The sequence below is a fragment of the Enterococcus sp. AZ071 genome, assembly GCF_050499065.1.
Classification (GTDB): Bacteria; Bacillota; Bacilli; order Lactobacillales; family Enterococcaceae; genus Enterococcus_A; species Enterococcus_A ferrettii.
Map to the genome: position 1 here is coordinate 429,987 of NZ_JBIPAS010000002.1, position 20,543 is coordinate 450,529.

Annotated in this window: 20 protein-coding genes; 10 read left to right on the forward strand and 10 right to left on the reverse strand. The window is 38.6% G+C overall.

Annotated features, from left to right (window positions below):
* Window positions 1–9: 9 nt before the first annotated feature.
* Window positions 10–504, forward strand: a complete 495-nt coding sequence (locus IGI49_RS20595) for a TetR/AcrR family transcriptional regulator (protein ID WP_429965711.1) — start codon at window positions 10–12, stop codon at window positions 502–504.
* A gap of 579 nt (window positions 505–1,083) precedes the next feature.
* On the opposite strand, the gene IGI49_RS20600 is transcribed toward IGI49_RS20595, so the two are convergent.
* Window positions 1,084–1,740, reverse strand: a complete 657-nt coding sequence (locus tag IGI49_RS20600; RefSeq protein WP_429965710.1) for a DUF3862 domain-containing protein — start codon at window positions 1,738–1,740, stop codon at window positions 1,084–1,086.
* Between the two features lie 574 nt (window positions 1,741–2,314).
* Between IGI49_RS20600 and IGI49_RS20605 the strand changes: the two genes are divergently transcribed.
* The 3 genes from IGI49_RS20605 (at window position 2,315) to IGI49_RS20615 (ending at window position 4,282) form a co-directional block, all read left to right on the forward strand.
* Window positions 2,315–2,446: a hypothetical protein gene (locus IGI49_RS20605; RefSeq protein ID WP_429965709.1), complete on the forward strand. Its 132-nt coding sequence runs from the start codon at window positions 2,315–2,317 to the stop codon at window positions 2,444–2,446.
* 132 nt (window positions 2,447–2,578) lie between these two features.
* The gene (locus IGI49_RS20610) at window positions 2,579–3,070 is read left to right on the forward strand and encodes a hypothetical protein (RefSeq protein ID WP_429965708.1); all 492 of its coding nucleotides are present in this window, start codon (window positions 2,579–2,581) and stop codon (window positions 3,068–3,070) included.
* 27 nt (window positions 3,071–3,097) lie between these two features.
* Window positions 3,098–4,282 carry a helix-turn-helix domain-containing protein gene (locus tag IGI49_RS20615; RefSeq protein WP_429965707.1) on the forward strand — a complete coding sequence of 395 codons (1,185 nt, stop codon included), beginning with the start codon at window positions 3,098–3,100 and terminating at the stop codon, window positions 4,280–4,282.
* A 320-nt stretch (window positions 4,283–4,602) separates the two neighbouring features.
* Here the strand turns inward: IGI49_RS20615 and IGI49_RS20620 are convergent, their stop codons facing one another.
* Together IGI49_RS20620 and melB are read right to left on the reverse strand one after the other, a co-directional pair.
* Window positions 4,603–5,241 (reverse strand): YczE/YyaS/YitT family protein, encoded by a 639-nt coding sequence (locus IGI49_RS20620; protein WP_207704579.1) that lies wholly within the window; start codon window positions 5,239–5,241, stop codon window positions 4,603–4,605.
* Window positions 5,231–6,631 carry a melibiose:sodium transporter MelB gene (gene melB, locus IGI49_RS20625; protein ID WP_429965706.1) on the reverse strand — a complete coding sequence of 467 codons (1,401 nt, stop codon included), beginning with the start codon at window positions 6,629–6,631 and terminating at the stop codon, window positions 5,231–5,233. Before melB ends, IGI49_RS20620 begins: the two co-directional genes overlap by 11 nt.
* A 119-nt stretch (window positions 6,632–6,750) precedes the next feature.
* Here melB and IGI49_RS20630 point away from each other — a divergent pair, with 119 nt between their 5' ends.
* Complete coding sequence (locus IGI49_RS20630) at window positions 6,751–7,620, forward strand: AraC family transcriptional regulator (protein ID WP_429965705.1); 870 nt, start codon at window positions 6,751–6,753, stop codon at window positions 7,618–7,620.
* Window positions 7,621–7,698: 78 nt separating this feature from the next.
* Here the strand turns inward: IGI49_RS20630 and IGI49_RS20635 are convergent, their stop codons facing one another.
* Window positions 7,699–9,921 (reverse strand): alpha-galactosidase, encoded by a 2,223-nt coding sequence (locus IGI49_RS20635; protein WP_429965704.1) that lies wholly within the window; start codon window positions 9,919–9,921, stop codon window positions 7,699–7,701.
* Window positions 9,922–10,137: 216 nt separating this feature from the next.
* On the opposite strand from IGI49_RS20635, the gene IGI49_RS20640 reads away from it, so the two are divergent.
* The 3 genes from IGI49_RS20640 to IGI49_RS20650 are packed head-to-tail and all read left to right on the forward strand — an operon-like array spanning window position 10,138 to window position 10,910.
* Window positions 10,138–10,383, forward strand: coding sequence for a helix-turn-helix transcriptional regulator (locus IGI49_RS20640; RefSeq protein ID WP_207704575.1), 246 nt, complete (start codon window positions 10,138–10,140; stop codon window positions 10,381–10,383).
* Window positions 10,370–10,687, forward strand: a complete 318-nt coding sequence (locus IGI49_RS20645; RefSeq protein ID WP_429965703.1) for a hypothetical protein — start codon at window positions 10,370–10,372, stop codon at window positions 10,685–10,687. The genes IGI49_RS20640 and IGI49_RS20645 overlap by 14 nt, the downstream gene beginning before the upstream one ends.
* A 4-nt stretch (window positions 10,688–10,691) precedes the next feature.
* Window positions 10,692–10,910, forward strand: a complete 219-nt coding sequence (locus tag IGI49_RS20650; RefSeq protein ID WP_429965702.1) for a hypothetical protein — start codon at window positions 10,692–10,694, stop codon at window positions 10,908–10,910.
* A gap of 62 nt (window positions 10,911–10,972) precedes the next feature.
* Here IGI49_RS20650 and IGI49_RS20655 read toward each other — a convergent pair whose 3' ends face one another.
* The gene (locus tag IGI49_RS20655) at window positions 10,973–11,575 is read right to left on the reverse strand and encodes a short chain dehydrogenase (RefSeq protein ID WP_429965701.1); all 603 of its coding nucleotides are present in this window, start codon (window positions 11,573–11,575) and stop codon (window positions 10,973–10,975) included.
* A 173-nt stretch (window positions 11,576–11,748) separates the two neighbouring features.
* Here IGI49_RS20655 and IGI49_RS20660 point away from each other — a divergent pair, with 173 nt between their 5' ends.
* Together IGI49_RS20660 and IGI49_RS20665 are read left to right on the forward strand one after the other, a co-directional pair.
* Entirely contained in the window at window positions 11,749–11,985 is a 237-nt protein-coding gene (locus IGI49_RS20660) for a helix-turn-helix transcriptional regulator (RefSeq protein ID WP_429965699.1), read from the forward strand.
* Window positions 11,986–12,633: a hypothetical protein gene (locus IGI49_RS20665; protein ID WP_429965698.1), complete on the forward strand. Its 648-nt coding sequence runs from the start codon at window positions 11,986–11,988 to the stop codon at window positions 12,631–12,633. It begins immediately after the preceding gene.
* Window positions 12,634–12,992: 359 nt separating this feature from the next.
* On the opposite strand, the gene IGI49_RS20670 is transcribed toward IGI49_RS20665, so the two are convergent.
* From IGI49_RS20670 to IGI49_RS20690, 5 genes are all read right to left on the reverse strand, one after another.
* Window positions 12,993–13,496, reverse strand: a complete 504-nt coding sequence (locus IGI49_RS20670) for a hypothetical protein (RefSeq protein WP_429965697.1) — start codon at window positions 13,494–13,496, stop codon at window positions 12,993–12,995.
* A 358-nt stretch (window positions 13,497–13,854) separates the two neighbouring features.
* Window positions 13,855–14,916: a CatB-related O-acetyltransferase gene (locus IGI49_RS20675; protein ID WP_429965696.1), complete on the reverse strand. Its 1,062-nt coding sequence runs from the start codon at window positions 14,914–14,916 to the stop codon at window positions 13,855–13,857.
* Window positions 14,917–14,971: 55 nt separating this feature from the next.
* Window positions 14,972–16,465, reverse strand: a complete 1,494-nt coding sequence (locus tag IGI49_RS20680; RefSeq protein WP_429965695.1) for a hypothetical protein — start codon at window positions 16,463–16,465, stop codon at window positions 14,972–14,974.
* A gap of 9 nt (window positions 16,466–16,474) precedes the next feature.
* Window positions 16,475–18,679 carry a Mur ligase family protein gene (locus IGI49_RS20685; RefSeq protein WP_429965694.1) on the reverse strand — a complete coding sequence of 735 codons (2,205 nt, stop codon included), beginning with the start codon at window positions 18,677–18,679 and terminating at the stop codon, window positions 16,475–16,477.
* 59 nt (window positions 18,680–18,738) lie between these two features.
* Window positions 18,739–20,529 carry a hypothetical protein gene (locus tag IGI49_RS20690; RefSeq protein WP_429965693.1) on the reverse strand — a complete coding sequence of 597 codons (1,791 nt, stop codon included), beginning with the start codon at window positions 20,527–20,529 and terminating at the stop codon, window positions 18,739–18,741.
* Window positions 20,530–20,543 lie beyond the last annotated feature (14 nt).

The following is a 20,543-nucleotide window of genomic DNA, read 5'->3' on the forward strand; positions in this document are numbered from 1 at the left end:
GTGAAGAATATGTGTCGAGAATCTGCAGTAAAGAGAATTAAAAAAAATTTTATTTTATTACTCCAAACCAAGGAGTTACACGAAATCAAAGTTGCTCAATTATGTAAATTAGCGGAGATAAACCGCTCTACATTTTATGCTCATTTTATAGACATTTATGATTTGAGCGAAAAAATAACTGCTGAAATAGAAGATAAATACCTTTACATGGTCAACTTAGCAGGTGATAATGTAGGGCTAAAGCAAGCATTTTTTGAATTGTTTGCAGACGTTAAAAAAAATCCGAAAATTTACCAAGCTTATTTTAAAATTAATCCAACCAAAGGACTGCTTTTTAAAGAGCACGACGAAACAACAGGCGAGTCTCACAACGACTTCCTAAAATATAATTCGATTTTTTTTAGAACAGGAATAACTGCTGTGGTAAAGCTTTGGTTAGAAAATGTTTGTGAAGAATCCATTGAAGAGATGACCGCACTGGTTCTAAATAAATACAGCTTCTAGAACTTTTTGAAAATGAGCAATAAGCTATACTAAGTAGGGTTTATAAACGGCAACTACCTCTTAAGAGAGATGCGGCCTGAAAAATCGTCTATTTAATTGCTTTCAAAGCTATTTTTTTAATTTGTAATATCTCTACTGGTACATGAGTAAAAAGTAATTTTGGCATGTGAAGATACTGGGAGAATGCACTAAGACAATACTTACTGTTGATAGTACTGTTGGGGAAGTATACATGAATAACGTAAAAGAACTATTGCTAGGCTGCTTAGATTTGGCTAAGTTCACTGTTCAGGTGCAGTTCAACAATTCGGACTTTTTTCTCTGCCGTGCGGTGCATTTTTTCAATTCCCACCCTAAATACCCGTAACTAAGACTTAATTATTTCTTTGCCCTAGTTACGGGTAATATATCATGTTGGGCTTGCTGCTCTTATTAATCACTTTAACGTAAATAAATTAAAAAAAGCAGAGTTTTGTCTGTTTGCTCAAAAATCTTTACTCCAATTAATTGTCCTATCAAAGAGGAAGTCCACTACTGTTAAAACAGCGTTTTTTCGGATATCAACTAATAATTTTGTCATCAATCTGTATTGTGTCTCTTTTCCTTCAATTGATTGTCTTGCAAATTAATGCTGTAGATGCCATTTGAACGAAACCAGTTATAGTACTCATACACACCCATTTCAGACTGCGCAACTGATTCCATGTCGGGATAGCCGAAAATTTCAACCAAATCCTCTCGAGTATACGTGTCCATTAACTGCAAAGCATCAAACTCTGATTGATTGAACATTTGGTCTTTCATTTTTTCATTACTAAAGTATAAATTTTTATTGACGACCTTATCATTCTTGTAACTCACACTGAGCATAGGCATAGGTGATTCCCAAGAAAAATTCTGCCAAGTATACGTAAGAACCTTTTCGCCTTCTAAATGATCTTCCATCTTCATATTAGGAGAACCTAGAGAAGAATTGACCTGCTTCTTTGTACTTCCACCTTCCCCTGTTTCCTCTTTGCCAACCTGAATAGCTTCAAACGACTCTCGTAATTCACTAACCGAACCAATCTTTTCGTTCACCTGTTCATCTAATTCTGAAGATTCTATGTCTTTTGTACTCGTGGTTGAATGAAAAGGCTGCTTAAAATAAGTATAGGAAACTACTGCTAGAGTAATACAGAGTAAGCCTATCCAAAAATATTTATCGCGATAAAATTTCTTATTCCATTTTCTCACAGTTCAATCTCCTTTTTGCATTTAGAAACCGTTCATTCCTTTTTTTCGCTAAAAGCTGAAGCTTTATTTCATTTTACCTAAAGACGCCGCTTAAATGAATACTTTCTCACTATTTAACGATCTTTTCTCATGATCTTATCTTATTTTTTTCCTTTTTTTAAGGTATTTATAAAGGATTGCTAAGTCATAGGAATTTTCTTGGTTCACTTTTACTTAATATCTATACAAAAAATAATGGCTGGGAAGATTATCAGTTGGAGAGGTTTTGACCCCTTTCGAATAAATCACATATATCATTTGATGTTAGAATGTTGATTTAACGGTGTTTTGACACTCGATGAAACGAGTAAAAACATAGCAATTGACAAAGTCACCCGCCAGAATTCCGACAAGGGTTTTAAAATTCAAAATCGTTTTAAAAAAGATTGCTTTCGTTTCGATATCTCTTTTTGTTCGAAAATATAGTAATGTACTGAATGAATTAGTTCTACTTTAAAAAAAGTCGAAAAAAAATGTTTCTGCTTTTTAAATTGATGTATAATACCTATATGACTTAAAAGTACTGGAGGTAATTATGAAAAAATTTGAACTAAGTGAAGTGATTTATCAAGCTATTGTCGATGGTACGCTAAAAGGGTATCTGCAATACCTTGACGAACGTAAAGAAAAAATAGCCAAAATGAATGTTAGTGGTGCCTACGCTTGAACTAAAGGAAATCACATTGATGATCAAGTATCTAAAGTTGGACAAAAAGCTGGTATTGATTTTACAATTGAAAAAGCTGGCTATACTTGGGAGTATTTACAATTTACTTTAAGTGAAGAATCAGAAAACTTTATGTTGATTGTAAAAAATTCTCGCAGAATCCAACAATCATTTGACGGAGACATCAAAAAGGAAAAAAATTATCTTGTAGACCTATCAGATATCAATCTACCCGCATTCAAAGAATCCGGTCTTACATTTATCAAAAGGCCAGAACAAATTGAATTAGAGTTAAGTGATCCTGAGGAAGTAAAGGCAGTCTTAGAAGGCCGTTCTCTAAATGTTGAGCATAAATATTCCCGTTTTTACATTGTCACTTATGAAATCAACGATGAGACAAAAATTATTGACTCTATTAATCTGATGATGCCTAATAGCGAAACAATGAGTTTGATTCCAGTAGCAGACTTAACTAGCTATATTACGACCAGCCCATATGAAATTAGGTTTGATGATGTAGCACCAATCAGGGAAGAAAAAACAACAGATCAAACGATCTTTTCCGGAGAACCAAATGCTTTTGGCCTTTCTGTTGCAGCAGAAGATGAGGAAAAGAAAGAATAGTAAAACCTAAATAAGGATGTGTTAATCATGTTTTTCGGAGAGCAATTACAAAATGTTCGAGAATTGAAGGGGCTCTCCAGAAAAGATCTTGCTGAATTAGTTAATGTCAGTGAACAAGCCATATGGCAATATGAAAATCAGTATACTGTGCCTAAATTTGAAATCGTAAATGAATTCAAGAGAATTTTTTCTGTTAAACCTCAATTTTTCTATTCAAAACCTTTCACAAAGAATATAAGTACTATTGAACATATCGCTTATCGAGCAGAAGATCGAGAATCTAGAAAAAAAGCGAAAATGGAAACAACCTATTTAGACTTTGTTAGTCATTTCATTTTTGAGTTTGAATTTAGTGTAGATGTACCTCAAAGATCTATTTATTCTCTGAGAGAAGCTTCAGAAAAACTTTATTATAATGGCGATTCTAAAGTTACTGATAAAAAGAGTATTTTGCAACACCTTGCAGAAAACGCAAGAAGCACTCTGGATATACAAAATAATAGAGATCTATTGTATAAGTTAGAAATGTCTGGAATTTCAATTCTTGAAAAGAATATGGGATCTCATATTGATGCATATAGTACGTGGACAAAAGAAGAACGTCCCTTTATTATTTTAGGAAATATAAAGAAATCATCTGTACGAAGAAATTTTGATTTGGCACACGAATTAGGTCATCTTTTGATGCATAGATTAATTGACATGGATAGCCTTTCCAAAGATGAACATAAAGTCATTGAAAAAGAAGCCAATGATTTTGCTTCTTATTTCTTAATACCAGAAGAAGAATTTGTAAAAGATTTTAAACAAATTAAAAAGAAATCGAATCCATATTCTTACGTCGAGATGAAAATGAAATATATGGTTTCTATCATCGCTTTGGAATACAGAGCCTACAAATTGGGGCTCCTAAGTTATGAAGAAAACAGGTACTTTTACGCATCACTTAATAAATACAAAATGAGACAAAAAGAACCCTTGGATGAAGATATTCCTGTCGTTAAACCGGGTAAAACACGTGCGCTTCTTAATTTTGTATTTGAAAATCATCTGCTAGTACTAAATGATTTTTTAGACAAATATAACATTGAACTTCCCTTTTTAGAATCTCTGCTTGGGATTGATGAAGACTTTTTAACGAAGTTTAAAGCGACTATCAGAGAAGACTACTATGGGTCGAATGTCATTCATTTGTCTCCCAGTGGAAACTAAGGAGAAATCGAGTAGCTCAGCCGTCGCTGCGCCTTAGTGCACGCGAAAGAGCTGAGCTGCTCATCTTTTGAACGCATAGAAAAGATAACTATCCATCAATTTTGTATCACTTTTTGCAGTAAACCTAACAGTTAGTCGAAGATTCCTTTCATATGGGTTAAAGAATATCCAATGATTATTGGCTCTCAATAGGATAAACTGTCTACTGCAGAACAAACAAGAGAATTTCTTTCATAGAAAATAGACACGTCTCTAAAATCCACTAAAGATTTTTAGAGACCTGCCCATTTTCTTTTTTTTGAGACTACTTATGTCAGCCCCTATTTGTTTATTTCAGTAACAGGGACGCTCTTTTTAGCTGAAGTAATTTGCTCAATTTTTTCACCAAAGAAGTTAATTAATGGTCCGGTAAAAAATGCAGTCAACACTGTCCCCATACCTATCGGAGCTCCTAACAGAAAACCGACGGATACACACCCTAAATCGGTTAAGACCCTTATTTCCCGATATTTTAATTTGGTCTTGCTCTGCTCTTCAATGATCTTTGCCGCTGCATCGTAGGGGGAAATACCCAAATCGGCTCGCATGTAAATGGCTACTCCTAATGTGCAGCACAATAAGCCGATACACATTGCTAGTACTCGAATATAGATATTAAGCGGCAATAAAGTAAGCAGAGACAAGACAAAGTCCGACATATAGCCTACTAAGAAAATTCCCAGTGCTGTGCCTAAATGAATAGACCGCTTGCTGAAGCGCAGCATAAAGAGTAGAAAGAGTAAATTCATTACCATTTGAACGGTGCCAAAAGGCAAGGCTAAAAACTGAGCAATGCCGATATTCATTGTTACAAACGGATCTGTTCCAAAGCTGCTGAACCGCATCCAGGCAATGCCCAGTGCAATAATCATCACGCCAGCTATCGTTGCAAGAGCTCGATTGACCAAACTACGCTTCATTAGGCAAATCACTGTAAAGCTGTGCTTCAGCCTTACTCTCCTTTTCAGTATGAATATCTAAAACCTGTTTGGACAGATTAATCAATCGAGTTCCTTTTAGCTTATAGAACTTGCGGTACACAACATAACTGATAATCACAAACACAATTGGAATGATGCAAGTCAATATCCGAATACCCCAAATCGCCGTAGCCGATTGTGCTACATTCGGAACATACCCAACAATTGATAACCCAACCCCGGTCAGTAAACCAGCAACTGCTTGCGCAGATTTCATTAAGAAGGTTTGTGCCGAACAAATAATGCTTTCATTCCGGGTACCAAATTTAATTTCACCATAGTCGATACAGTCAGCGATTGAAACAGTTGTCACGCCTAAGGATAGACCTGAACCAAATTTCAGAATCAAACCAGAAGCCATCGCCAAAACCACATTTGTCGGTGCAATAAATCCAGACACCAGCAAAAGAGTCAATCCTGCTACAGGTAAGGCACAAGCAAGAATGTAAGTTTTTTCCCTACTGATTTTTCGACTAATTTTAGGAAAAAGCATCAATCCAAGCATCTCTGCAAAAATCGTAAAGAAGAAAAGTGAAAATAAGCGTTCACTGCCTGCGACATATTTAAAATAATAAATCATGAATCCATTCAAAATCTGCATCGATAAATTAAAGGTCAGCAGTAAACCGATAAAAGCCAACAGCTGATCATTTTTCTTAATGACATTTACCGCCGTCTTTATGGTAATTTTAGGTGCATTTTTTTGATCAAGCGTGGAAGCCTCGGGGACGTTGGTTTCAGTAATCCCAATTAATACAACAAAGATCACTGCAATAATCACTGCAATCGTTTGAAATCCTTGAAGCTGATTTCCGCCACCTAGTTTATTTACTATTTGGAGACCGAATGTTCCCACCAGCAAACCAGCCAAGCTGGCAAAAATTCTTGGAATAACTGAAACCTTTTCTCGTTCCTGTGGATCACTCGTCAAGTTAGGCAGCCATGACCAATAAGGAACATCCATTATCGTATAGGTCATCCCAAATAGTACATACATGATGGTGGCGTAGATATAAAGGCTGTTTCCAGTCAAACCAAACGTTGAAAAAAGTAAAACAAATACAATGGCATTTAACATGGTTCCTATCACCAGCCAAATTCGAAATTTTCCATGCTTCGTTCGAGTATTATCGATAATCATGCCCATCACAGGATCATTAATCGCATCCCAAATTCGTGCTCCAAAAAATAAAGCCCCTACAAATGCAGGTGTTAAGTACAAAACATCTGTAAAATAATAGGCTAAAAAGGTACCGACAAAGCAGATAATAGCATCTTTACCCAACGCACCTAAACCGAATGCGTATTTCTCTCTAAATGGTACTTTCATTAATCATTTCTCCCTTCATTTCGGTATGCGCTTACCTATAAATCTATTATAGGTTGATGAAAGCGGATACCACAGAGTATAATGTGATTAAATACAGTCAGAATGTTAGGTGGAAAACAATGGAGAAAACGTTTGTTAAGACTTACGCCTTTGATACACAAAAAGATTTACGACTTTTGTACACTGGAAAAGCGATTTGTGGTGCGTTGCACAGCTTTGGACCAGCAGTCAGGCCCAACCATATTGTGCATATTGTAACCAGCGGGAACGGGAGTTATCATGTGGATGGACAGGTTTATTCTGTAAAAGAAGGACAAGGCTTTTTGATTCCACCAGATAAGCGAACCTTTTACCAAGCCGACAGAGAATCTCCCTGGAGTTACTATTGGATAGCATTTTCTGGTGAAATGGCAACTTTTTATTTAGAAGGCTTAGGATTAGATGCCAAGCACCCCATTTTTAAAATTGATCAGATGGAACAATTAGTCGCTATCATTGAAACGACTTTTTCTTTTGAAGACACTTCGGTTCAATCAGAGTTAATGCTTTCTTCATTGCTTTACAAATTTCTCTCTTTGCTGCAGCAGTCTAATGCCAGCACCGTTGCTGTCAACAAGTCCGTTAACCCTCATGTCCAGTATGCGATTGACTACATTAAATCAAATTATGCAACTGACTTAACAGTCAAAAATTTGGCTGAAGCCTTATCCTTAAATCGAAGCTACCTTTCAACAATCTTTAAAAGTGAAATGCGGACTACCTTACAGCAATACATCACCGAGTATCGTTTAACAAGGGCCGCTGAATTATTAGGGATCAGTCAATTACGGATTGAGGATGTTTCAGAATACAGTGGGTATAAGGATCCATTGGTCTTTGCTAAAGCCTTTAAAAGAAAATTCGGCAAGACTCCCTCCCAATATCGCAAAAGTGAACAGGAAAGACAAAAATTATTTGAACATTCTTCTTTCCTCGTCGACCATGAGTAATTAGCAAAAAAAGCTGCTTCAATTCACCTAGTTAGATAAATTGAAGCAGCTTTTTTGTTGTTTTCGTTAGTCCTACTGCTATTTTGCCTGCAGCACGATTATTCTAGAATCAAAATCATGGGAAGTTTTTCGTCCATCAATGACCTGCCCACACGACGTATCGCTAGTTACAAAACCAACATTCATTAACTCATCACCAAAATAAGTCTTTCCTGTTTGAACGTTAGTATATTCAACTTTTGAGGCTAAGCCCTTCAGCTGCAAACGCGAGAACGGTCCATTGATTTCATTTAAAATCTTATAGTACCCCAAGATACTAGTTTTCTTATCAGCTGACACCACCATCCAAGCACAATAATTTCCCTCGAAGGGACTAACCAACCGATAAAAGTCTCCTTGGTGAATGATTTTACGGTAATCCTTAATAAAACAGATTTGCTGCCTGACAATTTCCCGATCCGTTTCCGTCAGCTGGTTCAAATCCAATTCGTAACCAAACGAACCAAAAGCCGCTACATTCCCTCGTGTTTCCATCGATACTTCCCGGAAAGACTGCTCATTTGGCACTGCCGAAACGTGTGCCCCCATCGAACTTAATGGATAAACCAATGACGTACCGTATTGAATCTTCAATCGCTCAACCGCATCCGTATCATCACTCGTCCAGCCTTGAGGAGAATAGTAAAGCATTCCTGGATCAAAGCGACCGCCTCCTGAAGCACAAAATTCAAACAGAATATGCGGAAAATCTGAAGTCAATCGTTCATACAGCGTATATACTCCCAGTATATAGCGATGGAATAACTCCCCTTGGCGTTCGGCCGGTAATTTTTCCGAGTAAGCTTCCGTGATGCAACGATTCATATCCCATTTAACATAGCTAATCTTTGCTTCTCCTAATACCTTAGCAACCATTTGATAAATTTTTTCAACTACTTCTTCTCGACTAAAATCCAAGACATACTGATGGCGGCCATGAGAAACTGTGCGGTCAGGTACTTTGATGATCCAGTCAGGATGTTTTCGATAAAGTTCACTGTCCTCATTAACCATCTCAGGCTCAAACCACAAACCAAAGGACAAACCAATCTGATTGATTTGTTCCGCCAGACCAGCTATCCCATTAGGCAATAGCTCCTCGTTCGCAAACCAATCCCCTAAGCCAGCACGCTCGTGTCGGCGGCCGCCAAACCAACCATCATCCAACACGAACAATTCTACGCCATCCTCGAAAGCAGTCTTAGCAAAATCAATCAATTTCTCCTCAGTAAAATCCATGCCCGTTGCTTCCCAATTATTAATTAGAATTGGGCGCTCCTGATCACGCCACTGGCCGCGAACCAACCGCTTACGATACAACCAATGGTAGCTTTGACTCATTCCATTCAAGCCTTTGCTGCTATAAGTCATCACTACTTCTGGCGATTGAAAGCTCTCTCCCGACTCCAGCACCCAATCAAAATTGAAAGGATTAATTCCCAATGAAACCCGCGAAACATTGTAAGTATCTACTTCTACCTGGGCAAGAAAATTTCCCGAATAGATTAAACTGAAGCCAATTGCCTCCCCCATTTGCTCAGTACAATCAGGCCGCTTTAATGCAATAAAAGGATTTTGATAGTGACTGGAAGACCCCCGAGTACTCTCGATACTTTGAATCCCTGGTACCAGTTTTCTGAACTGCAAATGTCGTTCTCTTCCCCAAGCCCCTGAAAGCTGCAGCAGCTCATAGTTACTATCTGGTAAATCCAAACTCATACTCATTATCTGCTCCAGATGAAGCTTTTGCTCTCCCCGATTAATTACCTTAACCGATCGAGTCACAACCGGCTGCTGCTCAAAGATAGTATAGCTTAGTGTTAGCTCCAAATTTAGCAGCTCATCCAAAAGTTGAATCTCTAATGTTGCTGCTTCATTCTTTTGTTCAACATAAGTTGCCGGCAACTGATCCAGTTCTTTCTTTCCATCAAAAACAGTATAGTCTTTCACCACAAATGACGAAATTCGGCTGCCATTTTCTTGCAGAACCGTAATCGCTGGATGACGAAAATCTGTTGAGCCATACACTGGATATTCTTGCCGTAAATGCTCTCTTGAAAAGCTGACATCCCCTTTGTTTACATACGCTGTATTCGGACGATATTCTGCTTCAATTAAATGATCAAAGGAGTCTCGGTCTGTAATCCGTTTTCCATAATATAAATTTCCTAATGTCCCATCTGACAATACTTGAATGACATAACTTATCTCATCATTGAATAGATGAAACATCTTTCCCTCTTGATGAACTGCAATCGGCATAATACGTTCCCCCTCAAATTTGATTTTATTGTAACCCCTTTCTTAGCGGTTAAGGAGTTCGATTAGTCAGTTAAATCAGTCAAAGTGTTAGGTAATTTATTCTTTAACAAATTGAGATCCGTTTTAGGGAAATTCTCTGTTCCAACCAGCAATCGTATAAGTAAACTTTACTTTTGTATAAATTTAGTTTATCATAATTACAAGAGGTGATTTGATTTGAAAAAAAATATAAGTGACTCTATCACCAATAAGGTTTATGAATATCGAGTGCTAGCCCGACTGTCTCAACGGGAATTAGCTCAACAGGTGGGCGTTTCAAAACAGACCATTTTTGTGATGGAAAAAGGCAATTATCTGCCATCTTTGCTTTTAGCCTTTCGTATAGCCAAGTTTTTCAATGTTGATATTACTGAGATTTTTGAATATATTGAGGAAGGAGAAGTGAACCATGAAGACCATTGATCACCTAATTATCAGTAGAGGGGAAATTTTCTCCAACAATCTGTTGGTTGTCGCCTGCGTACTTTCTGTTGTTCTTGTGCTGAGTATTTTTTTCCTACTGTTCAAAATGGGAGATGACGAGCGTTCCAGTCTTTTAGCTTATCAAACGGCTGCTATTGTTTTATTAGTCAATTGTGCCCTAAACAACTTTTTGCTACTTGGTTCAATTCAAAATTGGAAATTGTTCATTTGTCTAAATTTCATGTTGGCTTCCTTTTTCGGTCTTTTGTTTATTAGTAAGAAGTACTATCAATTTTTGAGGTGATGAGATGGCTGAACTTGAAAAAGATTTTATGCTGAGGCAGGCTAAGGATTTAGCTAAAGGATTAGGAAAGTTTCTAGAACAAGAATCCATTGACGAAATTCTTCAGATGGACCAAGCCAGCAATCAGAAGCAGCCATTGGATCAATTCATCGAAAACGAATTAGAGCGATTCAAAGAAGAACAAGAGGCTGCTTCAAAAGATTCTCTTTCTGGTAAAACTTAGCCGACGAAAACAGCCGTTCCTCAACAAAACAGGAACGGCTACTTACTATTTATAAAAGACTTTTAATAGACTTTATACTCTTGTCCAGTCTGCTTTCCAGCCACGCTCTTCAAAAACGCTGTTGCTACACGATCTGCCGGAACTGGAACAAAACCTTTAAAAGACTCCTTCAAGCGATCATAGGATTCTTCTAAAACATTTGGACTCACGCAGTTAATCCGAATACCTCTAGTGTAATCAATCGCTGCTGCTTTAACAAAAGCAGCTACTCCTCCATTCGCCATTGCAGAAGAAGCACCTGCCGCAATCGGATCGTCTTTCATCACTCCAGTAGTCAACGTGATACTTCCATTATTACGTAAATATTTTTGTCCAATCAACACCAAATTAATCTGACCCAACAGCTTGCTTTGAACCGCCACCATATTATCTTCTGGTGTCATCTCTTCAACCAGAACTTTTTTAGCTGCTCCTGTAGTAGAAATAATCGCATCCACATTGCCAATCTTTTGAAACATCTGCTCGATACTTTCCGGCAAAGTGATATCCACTTGAACATCTCCGCTCGTTCTTCCCGCTGTCAAAACTTCATAATTTTCCGCCTGCAATTTCGTCACGACAGCTTTTCCAATCGTACCATTGCCACCGACTACTAGAATTCTCATCTAAACACGTCCTTACCTTCTTTTTCTCAGAATACCACGAAAAGCCTATAAAACCAATATTCTACTTAGAGTAGAGTTGCTTTTTTTGATTTTTTTCTCCATTGCTACAGCTTTTTTTGCTATGCTTAGAACAAGAAGTTACAACTACAATTTCTTGGTAGGAGAGACAATCAATGGAGAATTTTTTAGCAAAGAAACTAAAGCGATACCGCAAACAACATGAACTTACCCAAAAACAATTAGCAAGTATTCTCTACGTGTCGGACAAAACCGTCTCGAAATGGGAACGAGGAAATGGACAGCCCGATATAGAAACACTAAAGAAAATTGCCCAACTATTGGAAACTACTATCGACAATTTATTAAACGAACGAGAGCCGGTTTATTACTTTGAGTATAAGAGCAAATGAATGATTGGCCTGCTGCCGATTTTGCACGTCGTGATTCCCAATTTTCTGGAGCTCATTCGGACATATGGATTTAAGTATAGCTACTTTTCAATCTTGAAAAAGCTGCCACACGCAAAAGGAATTATCAGCTGCGGCTTTCTTTCTACCGGCATTTTTTCATTGGGAATTTTTAGTCGAGGGATTTTTTCAGTCGGGTTACTTTCATTAGGTGTAATGTCCTTTGGCGTTGCTTCAGGTGGATTAATCAGCTTTGGCAGCCTGGCGGTAGGACCGATAGGCTTTGGAAATTTCGCTTTGGGACTCTTAGCCTTTGCGAATCTTGGAATTGGTTACTTAAGTATCGGGAATCTAGCAATCGGCAGGATCGCTATTGGCAATCACGGAGCTGGTACTTACGCACTATCTCTTGGAGGTAACCTTCATGATAAAGAAATACTGGCTGCTCTGCATCAGCTTCAGCAATTAGATATTCCCACTATGGTAAATGACCTGCTAATTCAACCAATGATCACTTTTATGCAAACACCTTGGATAACTGTGGTTTTCGCTAGTATAGTTATTCTACTGAGCCTGATCACTATTGGGGGGCTGGGATTAGGCTTAATGAGAATTATTCAACATAATCGCAATGAAAAAAGATGGGTGTAGAAGAAAGTCGTGGGTGTAGTGTCCACGACTTTTCGATTTTTAGTAAGCGTAAGATACGATTGCAGAAGTTGTCCTGCACATATACACAAAAATAAGCAGCCGACTTTGTATAAACAAAAATCGACTGCTTGTATTTATAGTTATACTTCTATGACATTCGAATCACTAATTTGCAACTTATAATTGACATCTGATGGAAAGCTATACGTAAACCCATCCACTTTACATGGACTTCAATAATATAATCCAGTGGTTTGAGTAACTCGGAAATATTGATTTCTAAACGACTATCAAATATCTTGCACCGTTGTTCATATTTGACATCACCGTTGTTGACCAAGTAGATAGTTGCTTGGTATTTATCCAAGTATACGATCTGTTGTTTCATACACCATATCATAATATCTGTTCCATATTTTTATTGCCTGATAATTATGTTCTCTGCCATTCTCAACACTTGAATTAAGGAGAAAACGTACTAAAGTTGTATCTATTGTTCGATTATCAGGAAGCACAAATCCAGTTATTGGACGATAAGTTATCCCTTTAGAATTAACAATCTTTCCCACTTCAGGTCGACTTAATACATATTCAAAATAGACACGAATAATGTCATCTGGAACATTGACAGTTATATTTTTAATTTCTCCATTATTATCCGAAACTAAATCATCACGTAAAACATGTCTTTTTCCTTGAGCATCATAATAGAGAATCTTCAAATGTGCATTTCTGATAAGAATGGCTTCTTCTTTATCCTCTGAATAAATCATTGTTAAAAATCTGTCTATCACGACTGGTTTTTCTGCTGCGTCTGATTTACTGTCTCCAATGGTGAATAAAAACAGACCAAGTACCAACAAACAAAATATCTTATCCTTCTTTTCAAATCAATCTCCTCCACATAATTTTTAGGAGATTACCTATTACATCCATCGCACATGAACGTACGTTCTTTTTGGTGCAAAAAAAAAAGACATCTTTTTAGCCTCACAAAGATATTTTACCTTAACTCATGTATATGAACGTCAGATAACTAAATTGATAGCTATTTGACGTTCATAAATCAATTTTCAAAATTTGAGAATCTATAATGAGCTAATTTTTTTATTTATTCCGTAAAAGTCAACTTTACATTTTCAAAAAAACTTTGTCGCTTAAAAAACAGTAATTACAATCAGCTTGATATGCATGGTATACTTTTCCTGAAATTACTATCAATCACATCAAACTGTTTAATAAGTCATCCAAAGTTATCATCTTTTCTCCCAGCTTTGGCAGTAATGCTTTATGCTCTTCAAACGCAGCTAAAAATTCTGAGGGTGTTGCATTTCCTGCTACTGACAAAGCCAAAATATTATAGTTCCACCATTGACTTTCTTGTAAGCTTTGAATAGTTGCCTCATCAAATCGATATTTTATCACCTTTGCCGGTACCCCACCAACAATCGCATAGTTCGGTACATCCTTTGTCACAACGGCATGAGCTGCGATGACTGCACCGTTCCCTATTTTTACTCCCTGCTTGATCGTTACATCCTCGCCAATCCACACATCGTTTCCGATAATTATCGAAGATTGGCTTTGGCTTACTGGAACAGGCTTGAATGTCGCCTGTTCACCTAAATCTTTATAACCATTTTTCGCAGGGTAATGCCTGCCATAAACAATATGAGAAGTAGAGAATCGATTCGTGGGATGTTGAAAGCCCATCATTTTTACATTCGGGGCGATACTGCAATAGCGACCTACTGTAACATTTGTAGCTAGACTAGAGGAAGAATACGTGTAGCTTCCCATGCTGCACAGCTTGCTTCCTACATCAAAACTGGTATAAGGTTCCAGCTGAAGTGTACTTGGAACAATGACTGAGTCCCCTGGTTGGAATCGTCTTCCTGTGGTCCAACGTTCAAAGGTAATGCCGGATGCTTCAAAATAATTGAGTAGTTTTTCAGTGACTACCAAGTGTTGAAGGAACCTTACAGGGGTGATAGCAGGACGTTCCACAAACTTTTGAATAATGTGAGTGTTACGAAATTTCCCGATCATCACAAGTTTTCCGTTCTCAAGTACTGCATGGTTAGTGATTGTGGAAGGTCTGTTTTTCCTATCATAAATAATGAGTTGATCCTCTTCTATTCTCCAATGATGCTCATTAAAATTACTGTTATAGCCAGATACCATGCCTGATGAATGAAAATGAAACTGATTGGTATTGAACTGATCATTGCTAGTCATTCTAAAGTACCCATTCTTTATTCGATGAAAATATTCGCGGATCATCACACATTCCTCACTTACCTATTTTGTCTTTAAAAATAGTCCTCTAGAAAATTGCTCACAACGGAAGATTCTCTCTCATTTGAATAATCCGATGTCCAACCTCTCTTGAAATAAACTTCGCAGCGGTATTGGAGCTTGCCAAGAATAATAAATACAATGCATCCTTAAAGCTGATTCGATCTCCTTCAAACATTCTAGGACCACTTCCTCCAGTAATATCTGAAGAAACAATCATGCCAATCTCATTCAAATTTTGTATATTCTCTACAAGCAAAAGTGCTGTCATTACCTTAGACAAGGCTGCCGGAGTAACTACCTGTGTTTCATGAATCCCTATCGTTGAATTCGGAAGCTGATTCGTATAATAAAGAGGGTTCCCATTTGGCACCCGCAGAGCCATTCCAGAAGTCGCTTTTAAGGACACCTCCGAGCCTACGTTCCCAGATTTATTTTTGCAGGCTGTGATTAATTGATGAACGGCTTCAAAACGATCATTTTCACCCGTTACTCCAGTGGCTCCCATCACAACAGCTAGGTAGAGATCACCCGATGATGGGTCAACAGTTAACGTAATGACATCCAAAACATCTCTTCCAATCGTTCCAGTTTTACCACCAAGAACAGTGTACTTCTCTTCTAAGAACGCATTTCGTAAGGTCGTTTTCACCGTCTCCTTCCGACTGTTTCCACCCTCAATGCGTACTGTGTAATCTTTGGTACCCCAAATTTTTACCAGCTTATCACTTCCCAAAACCTGTATGCCCAACTTCAAAAAATCTTTCGCCGTTGAAACTTGTCCATCTACCTTAAAGCCATGCATATTCTCAATCTTTGTCTGTTCCATTCCTATCTCGCAGGCTTTCTGATTCATTTCTTTTAAGAAAGCGGCATGTGCTTCACGATCTGAAGCTCCGAAACCTTTTCCGCTCAGTCTGTTTATTTTTGTATCCAACGCTGCAAACAACTGCCGCCCGGTCGAAGCAACACCAAACTCATCTTGCGTGTCTGGCAATGCTTCTAGGAACGCTTCCGCAGTTGGCTCATTCCCCGCCTGATAGATCGCAGTGAGATCATATACTGACAAGCGTCGAACGTTTCCAGCACCATTGGCTGATTCCATACTTCCAACGGAAAGAGTGTACTCCTGACTAGGAAAGCTGCCAGTCTTTACGATACCGGTAATGGTTTCATAGCCTTTATTTTTCGTTTTCCTACGTAGTCCAAGACGTGAGCTGCCTGCAACAAAGCGACCATTGACCTGTACCCCGAATAATCCGCTAACGTATCGGGTCACTTTGACATCAAACATAATGAAGTAACAATGATTTTCTTTCAAAATTAGCGATTGCTGCAGCTGTGCACTTCCTTCACTATCCATAGATAGATTCATCCATCCTTGGTCATCTTCATCAAGCACAAGCTCTTCACCAAGTTTCTCCCAATGAGAGAATCGATTTGTCCACCAAGCATTAGTCAACAAGTTTCTTGAAAGCATTTCTGAATCGTTTCTTTCCTTCAGCTGCACTTTTTCTATCGTTTTACCTGCCATCATCTTCTCCTATTTCTTTTCTGCTTGTTTTTTGATCATTTCAGTCACTTCATAAAAGCCCGTTTCACCATGGGATCCCTTAATAAATACGAGAGAATCTTCTGTTACCTCTGCCATGATCTTTTCTATCACCTGTTCCTTGGTTTCACACCAGGTCACAGGTGCGATAGACACGGGGAGGTCTTTAAAAGATTTCCCGTAAAAAATGGCTTGGTCTGGGTCGGCTTGATTAATGTGGGGAATCAAACGTTCGTGATGAAATCTTGCTTCTTCCTCATTTCCTAAGTAATCTACTTCGCCTAACACTAAAAGACTTTTGCCTTTATAAAAAGGCTTCTTACTGGTAAAAAAATCGATACCGTTCATCATAGATTCGATAGCAGAATTATGGGTATCATCAATCACCGTGACATTTTTTTCATTTAAAGTTAGCGGAATCGGACGCAAAACTCGTTTCAAGCTGTGAAAGTCGGCTAACTTAGGTGCCATCTTTTCAACTGAAGAACCCATACAGTCCAGTGCCAATAGTGCCCCCATAGCATTTTGAATTTGTCCATCACTATCGGTCGTCAAAGTAAAAGTCACTTCTTTACCCCGGAAGGAAATGCGGACATCAGTCTTCTCTCGGGACACTTTTTTCTCAAGCAGATAGCAATCAGTCGTTTTATCCTCAAAACTGAATAGAAGGACATTCAACTTGAAGAGCCGAGCCATCTCCACAAAACTAGCCAAATGATCTTCATCCATATCCTTGTTAATCACTACATACCCGTTTTCCTTCACACTAAAGAAGAGTTCTTTCTTTTTGCACAAATTATTTTCTACTCCATCAACAACATGCGCACTGCCGAAGGAGGGAATAATAACCACGTCTGTTTGCCAGATAAAGGCATTATTGCCATAGCCCAGTCGATTCATACAGGCACCGGCAGCTTCGAATAGAACAAAATCGTAATTATCATTGATCTCTACTGATAAGCTGAACGTTGGGTAATGCAGATTCGCATTGCCCATATTTGCCAGGATAGTTCCCTCATCTTTTAGTAAATGCTCCATAATCAGACGAGTGGATGATTTTCCAACACTTCCAGTCAATGCACAAAATTTTCCATGGTAATTCCCCATTTGATACGCGGCATAATGGTAAGCAAAGGTTAGACTATTGGGAACAATGAACTGAGGGATTGTATCCTTCAGTTTGAGAATGGGTTCGTCAGTAATAATGATCGATAAATGCTTTTCTACTTTGTATCGCAGAATGATTTCATTGCCGTGAAAATCCCGTTTCGCCTTGGGAATGATCGCCCGATAACTCTCTGCCGATAGCGCGATGTAAGCCACATTTTGCCAGTTGTTTCGTAACGTCAAGGTGGGATCGCAAACCGTGTGATCAATGACTAATTTAGCACCCAGCTCATCATTAAGAAAATAACCTTCAAAGGTTTGTTCTAACCATTGTTTGTGGGGCAGATTCGGCTCTTTTTCCACCAAATACTCTTTGGGTGCAGATTCTGGCTGCATCGCCAAATCAGCCGTATGGTTGTAATCTTTCCCATTAATTACTAAGGTACAAATCCGCTGATCTGCCTCCTTTTTGAAAACCAAGCAGTCGCTTTGATCGGTTCCCCAAAAAATGCTGCCAAGTACTCCTGCTTGATCCCCTAGCTGAGATTGCGCTTTATATACTTTTCCATGAATCAGATGATCCCGATTCTTGAGATAGTCGAAGCTTTTATCTGATAAACGCAAGAACTCTTCACCAATTTGATAATAGTCATATAAATGAGTCAGCTGCGGAATCATTTTTCGGCCAGTTGGTGTCTTTCGAGAATAATTAGAAGCAAAAATAAATTGGTTGACTCGACGCAGGGTTCCTTTCAGTCCACCATAGACATCAAATAAAGCCACAATACAATCCGGTGCATTGAGAGAAATAGCCTGATTCAATAACTCCCCTAATGGCCGTTTTTCCCCAGATTTTCCGTGGGTGGATCGTCGAGCCGCGTACTCTTTTTCAGCCTCTATGGAAAAACAAATTTCCTGATCTGGCGACAACTTGTTTGCCTCCATATCCTGTAAAATGGCTAAATAAAGCAATAAATGAACCGTTCCCCACGGGGATTGTCGAACCCCTGAAGGCCGTTTTCCGATGAATTCTTTGGTGCTAAATGTTAGCACGGTAGGCTGGAAGATTTCTTTCTCCATCTGTTTCATGTAATCTGTCGGTCATTTTAAGTGTGAAACGACCGTACTCCTCTCGTTGGTTGAATTTTTTATCTCGTTAAAGAAAGCAGCGCTTTTTTGGTAAGCGTGGCATTCTCCTTGTTTCTTCGTTTTTCATAGATCGTTAACATCTTAGTCATAGATTGATTAGTCAGTGCCACTTCGGTCCCTAATTCAAGAAGCCTCAGCGCCCGGATATCTCGACCTTTTTCTAAGTACTCATCAGATAACTGATACAGATAGTTCGCTAGCTCCTTACAAGAAAATTGAGCACGCATCACTGCCTCAAACTCTGCTTTCTCTAAATAACGATCCAAAATAAACCGAGTCCGGCTGTCAGAATAGAAATCCTGGTTTGTTTTTTCTGAGTGTAAGGACAATACCCGGTTAAGCATATACTGGCAGGTCTTGATATTCGCTGTTTTTCTTTGTACTTGAACATCAAAGGACACCTGAATCAGATGTTCCAGACTTTCTTGTGTCTTTGAATCAGTGATCATGCCCCTGCGCAACATGCGCGATAAAATCAACAAGGCATTCTGATTTTGCGTCCGACCAAACGGCAGGACCATTTGTTCAGCTGAAGAAAAATCTAGCTTCGAATGGTTCAGCCAGTAATTGTATAAAAAGACATCCACTCGTTCCTTGTCTTTTAATGCTTCGAGGAGTTCATGATTCTCTTCTTCGTCTAAACCAACAAACTGATAGGTCAGTACAGGCTCTGAATACTCCCGTTTTTGTTCCGCTACTTTCTTTCGCCAATTTCTCTCTCTCAGCCAATTAGCGGATAAGCCCCAGCCTTTGTTTTTGGCAAAGATTCTCAACTCATCAAATTCTTCATTGGTCGCTGCATTGAATAATTCCTCTGACCACAGTGCTTGGTGAAATAAATCGTCTGAAGCTTCACCACTACAGTTCTTGGCATCTAAAAAGCTATGCACCACTTGGTTGTTCATCAGTACACTGCCTAAAGGCCCATGAAGAATACCGTTTGATCGTTTATCTAAAAACAGATCTTTGAAATGGCAGGTCGTCTCGTACTGATTGCCATTGACCTCCACCAAATCAAAGTAATGTGCCTGAATCAGTAAATACGCGGCATACACACGATAGAAAAATGCTGGAAAATAATCCTCTGCCTCGTCTCGTTCAAAGTATTCCTTTATCCCCTTAATCAGAGGTCTAAAGTTAATCAGGCGGAAATAATCACGAATGATCGGAAATTGTCGCAGAATTGGATAAACGAACCATTGAGTATTGGCTACTAAATCACGACTGACATACAATTCCGCGATGTCAAAATTCACCAATTTTCTAACATCCTTCGCATGTCCCCAAAACACAAAATCACTGAAGTTAAAGATACGATGGGTTTTGGCACCAATAACGGTAATTTTGTAGTCAAAGACTGCAGGCATCTCTCTTTGATGGCTTCCTTTAGAAAAGGTATTTTTAATTCGTTTAGGCTCTTTGGTTAAACAGGCGTCAAACTTCTTGATATGATTCAATGCACGATCGGTTCGTACCTTCAACACAAAACAATCCGCTGGCAAATGATCCAGTGCTGCCTGAAACTGCAAGGCTTGCCGCATATAATTAATGGAGGTACTTCTGTTTAAATCCACCCGTCTTTCTAATGGCGGTTGTTCGATAATTTTTATGTGATTTTCTTCTAATTCCTGTTTTAATTCTGGAAAGCGGTCAAACTCACCCTGCCAAGTACTCAACAGGATACCCTCGATTGTTTTGGCTGCTCTCATCTTCAAGAGCTTATCGATGGTTAATCGAACTTCCAATTCTTCCCGAATAGCGCCACACATGACAGCCCACGTTTTCTTCATCTTGTTTTCCTCTC

What these genes read in the sequence shown, in the direction of transcription:
- IGI49_RS20595 (WP_429965711.1), top strand. Translation starts at nt 10, where the DNA reads ATGTGTCGAGAATCTGCAGTAAAGAGAATTAAAAAAAATTTTATTTTA.
- IGI49_RS20605 (WP_429965709.1), top strand. Translation starts at nt 2,315, where the DNA reads ATGAAAAAATTTGAACTAAGTGAAGTGATTTATCAAGCTATTGTCGAT.
- IGI49_RS20610 (WP_429965708.1), top strand. Translation starts at nt 2,579, where the DNA reads ATGTTGATTGTAAAAAATTCTCGCAGAATCCAACAATCATTTGACGGA.
- IGI49_RS20615 (WP_429965707.1), top strand. Translation starts at nt 3,098, where the DNA reads ATGTTTTTCGGAGAGCAATTACAAAATGTTCGAGAATTGAAGGGGCTC.
- IGI49_RS20620 (WP_207704579.1), bottom strand. Translation starts at nt 5,241, where the DNA reads ATGAAGCGTAGTTTGGTCAATCGAGCTCTTGCAACGATAGCTGGCGTG.
- melB (WP_429965706.1), bottom strand. Translation starts at nt 6,631, where the DNA reads ATGAAAGTACCATTTAGAGAGAAATACGCATTCGGTTTAGGTGCGTTG.
- IGI49_RS20630 (WP_429965705.1), top strand. Translation starts at nt 6,751, where the DNA reads ATGGAGAAAACGTTTGTTAAGACTTACGCCTTTGATACACAAAAAGAT.
- IGI49_RS20635 (WP_429965704.1), bottom strand. Translation starts at nt 9,921, where the DNA reads ATGCCGATTGCAGTTCATCAAGAGGGAAAGATGTTTCATCTATTCAAT.
- IGI49_RS20645 (WP_429965703.1), top strand. Translation starts at nt 10,370, where the DNA reads ATGAAGACCATTGATCACCTAATTATCAGTAGAGGGGAAATTTTCTCC.
- IGI49_RS20650 (WP_429965702.1), top strand. Translation starts at nt 10,692, where the DNA reads ATGGCTGAACTTGAAAAAGATTTTATGCTGAGGCAGGCTAAGGATTTA.
- IGI49_RS20655 (WP_429965701.1), bottom strand. Translation starts at nt 11,575, where the DNA reads ATGAGAATTCTAGTAGTCGGTGGCAATGGTACGATTGGAAAAGCTGTC.
- IGI49_RS20660 (WP_429965699.1), top strand. Translation starts at nt 11,749, where the DNA reads ATGGAGAATTTTTTAGCAAAGAAACTAAAGCGATACCGCAAACAACAT.
- IGI49_RS20665 (WP_429965698.1), top strand. Translation starts at nt 11,986, where the DNA reads ATGATTGGCCTGCTGCCGATTTTGCACGTCGTGATTCCCAATTTTCTG.
- IGI49_RS20675 (WP_429965696.1), bottom strand. Translation starts at nt 14,916, where the DNA reads ATGATCCGCGAATATTTTCATCGAATAAAGAATGGGTACTTTAGAATG.
- IGI49_RS20680 (WP_429965695.1), bottom strand. Translation starts at nt 16,465, where the DNA reads ATGGCAGGTAAAACGATAGAAAAAGTGCAGCTGAAGGAAAGAAACGAT.
- IGI49_RS20685 (WP_429965694.1), bottom strand. Translation starts at nt 18,679, where the DNA reads ATGAAACAGATGGAGAAAGAAATCTTCCAGCCTACCGTGCTAACATTT.
- IGI49_RS20690 (WP_429965693.1), bottom strand. Translation starts at nt 20,529, where the DNA reads ATGAAGAAAACGTGGGCTGTCATGTGTGGCGCTATTCGGGAAGAATTG.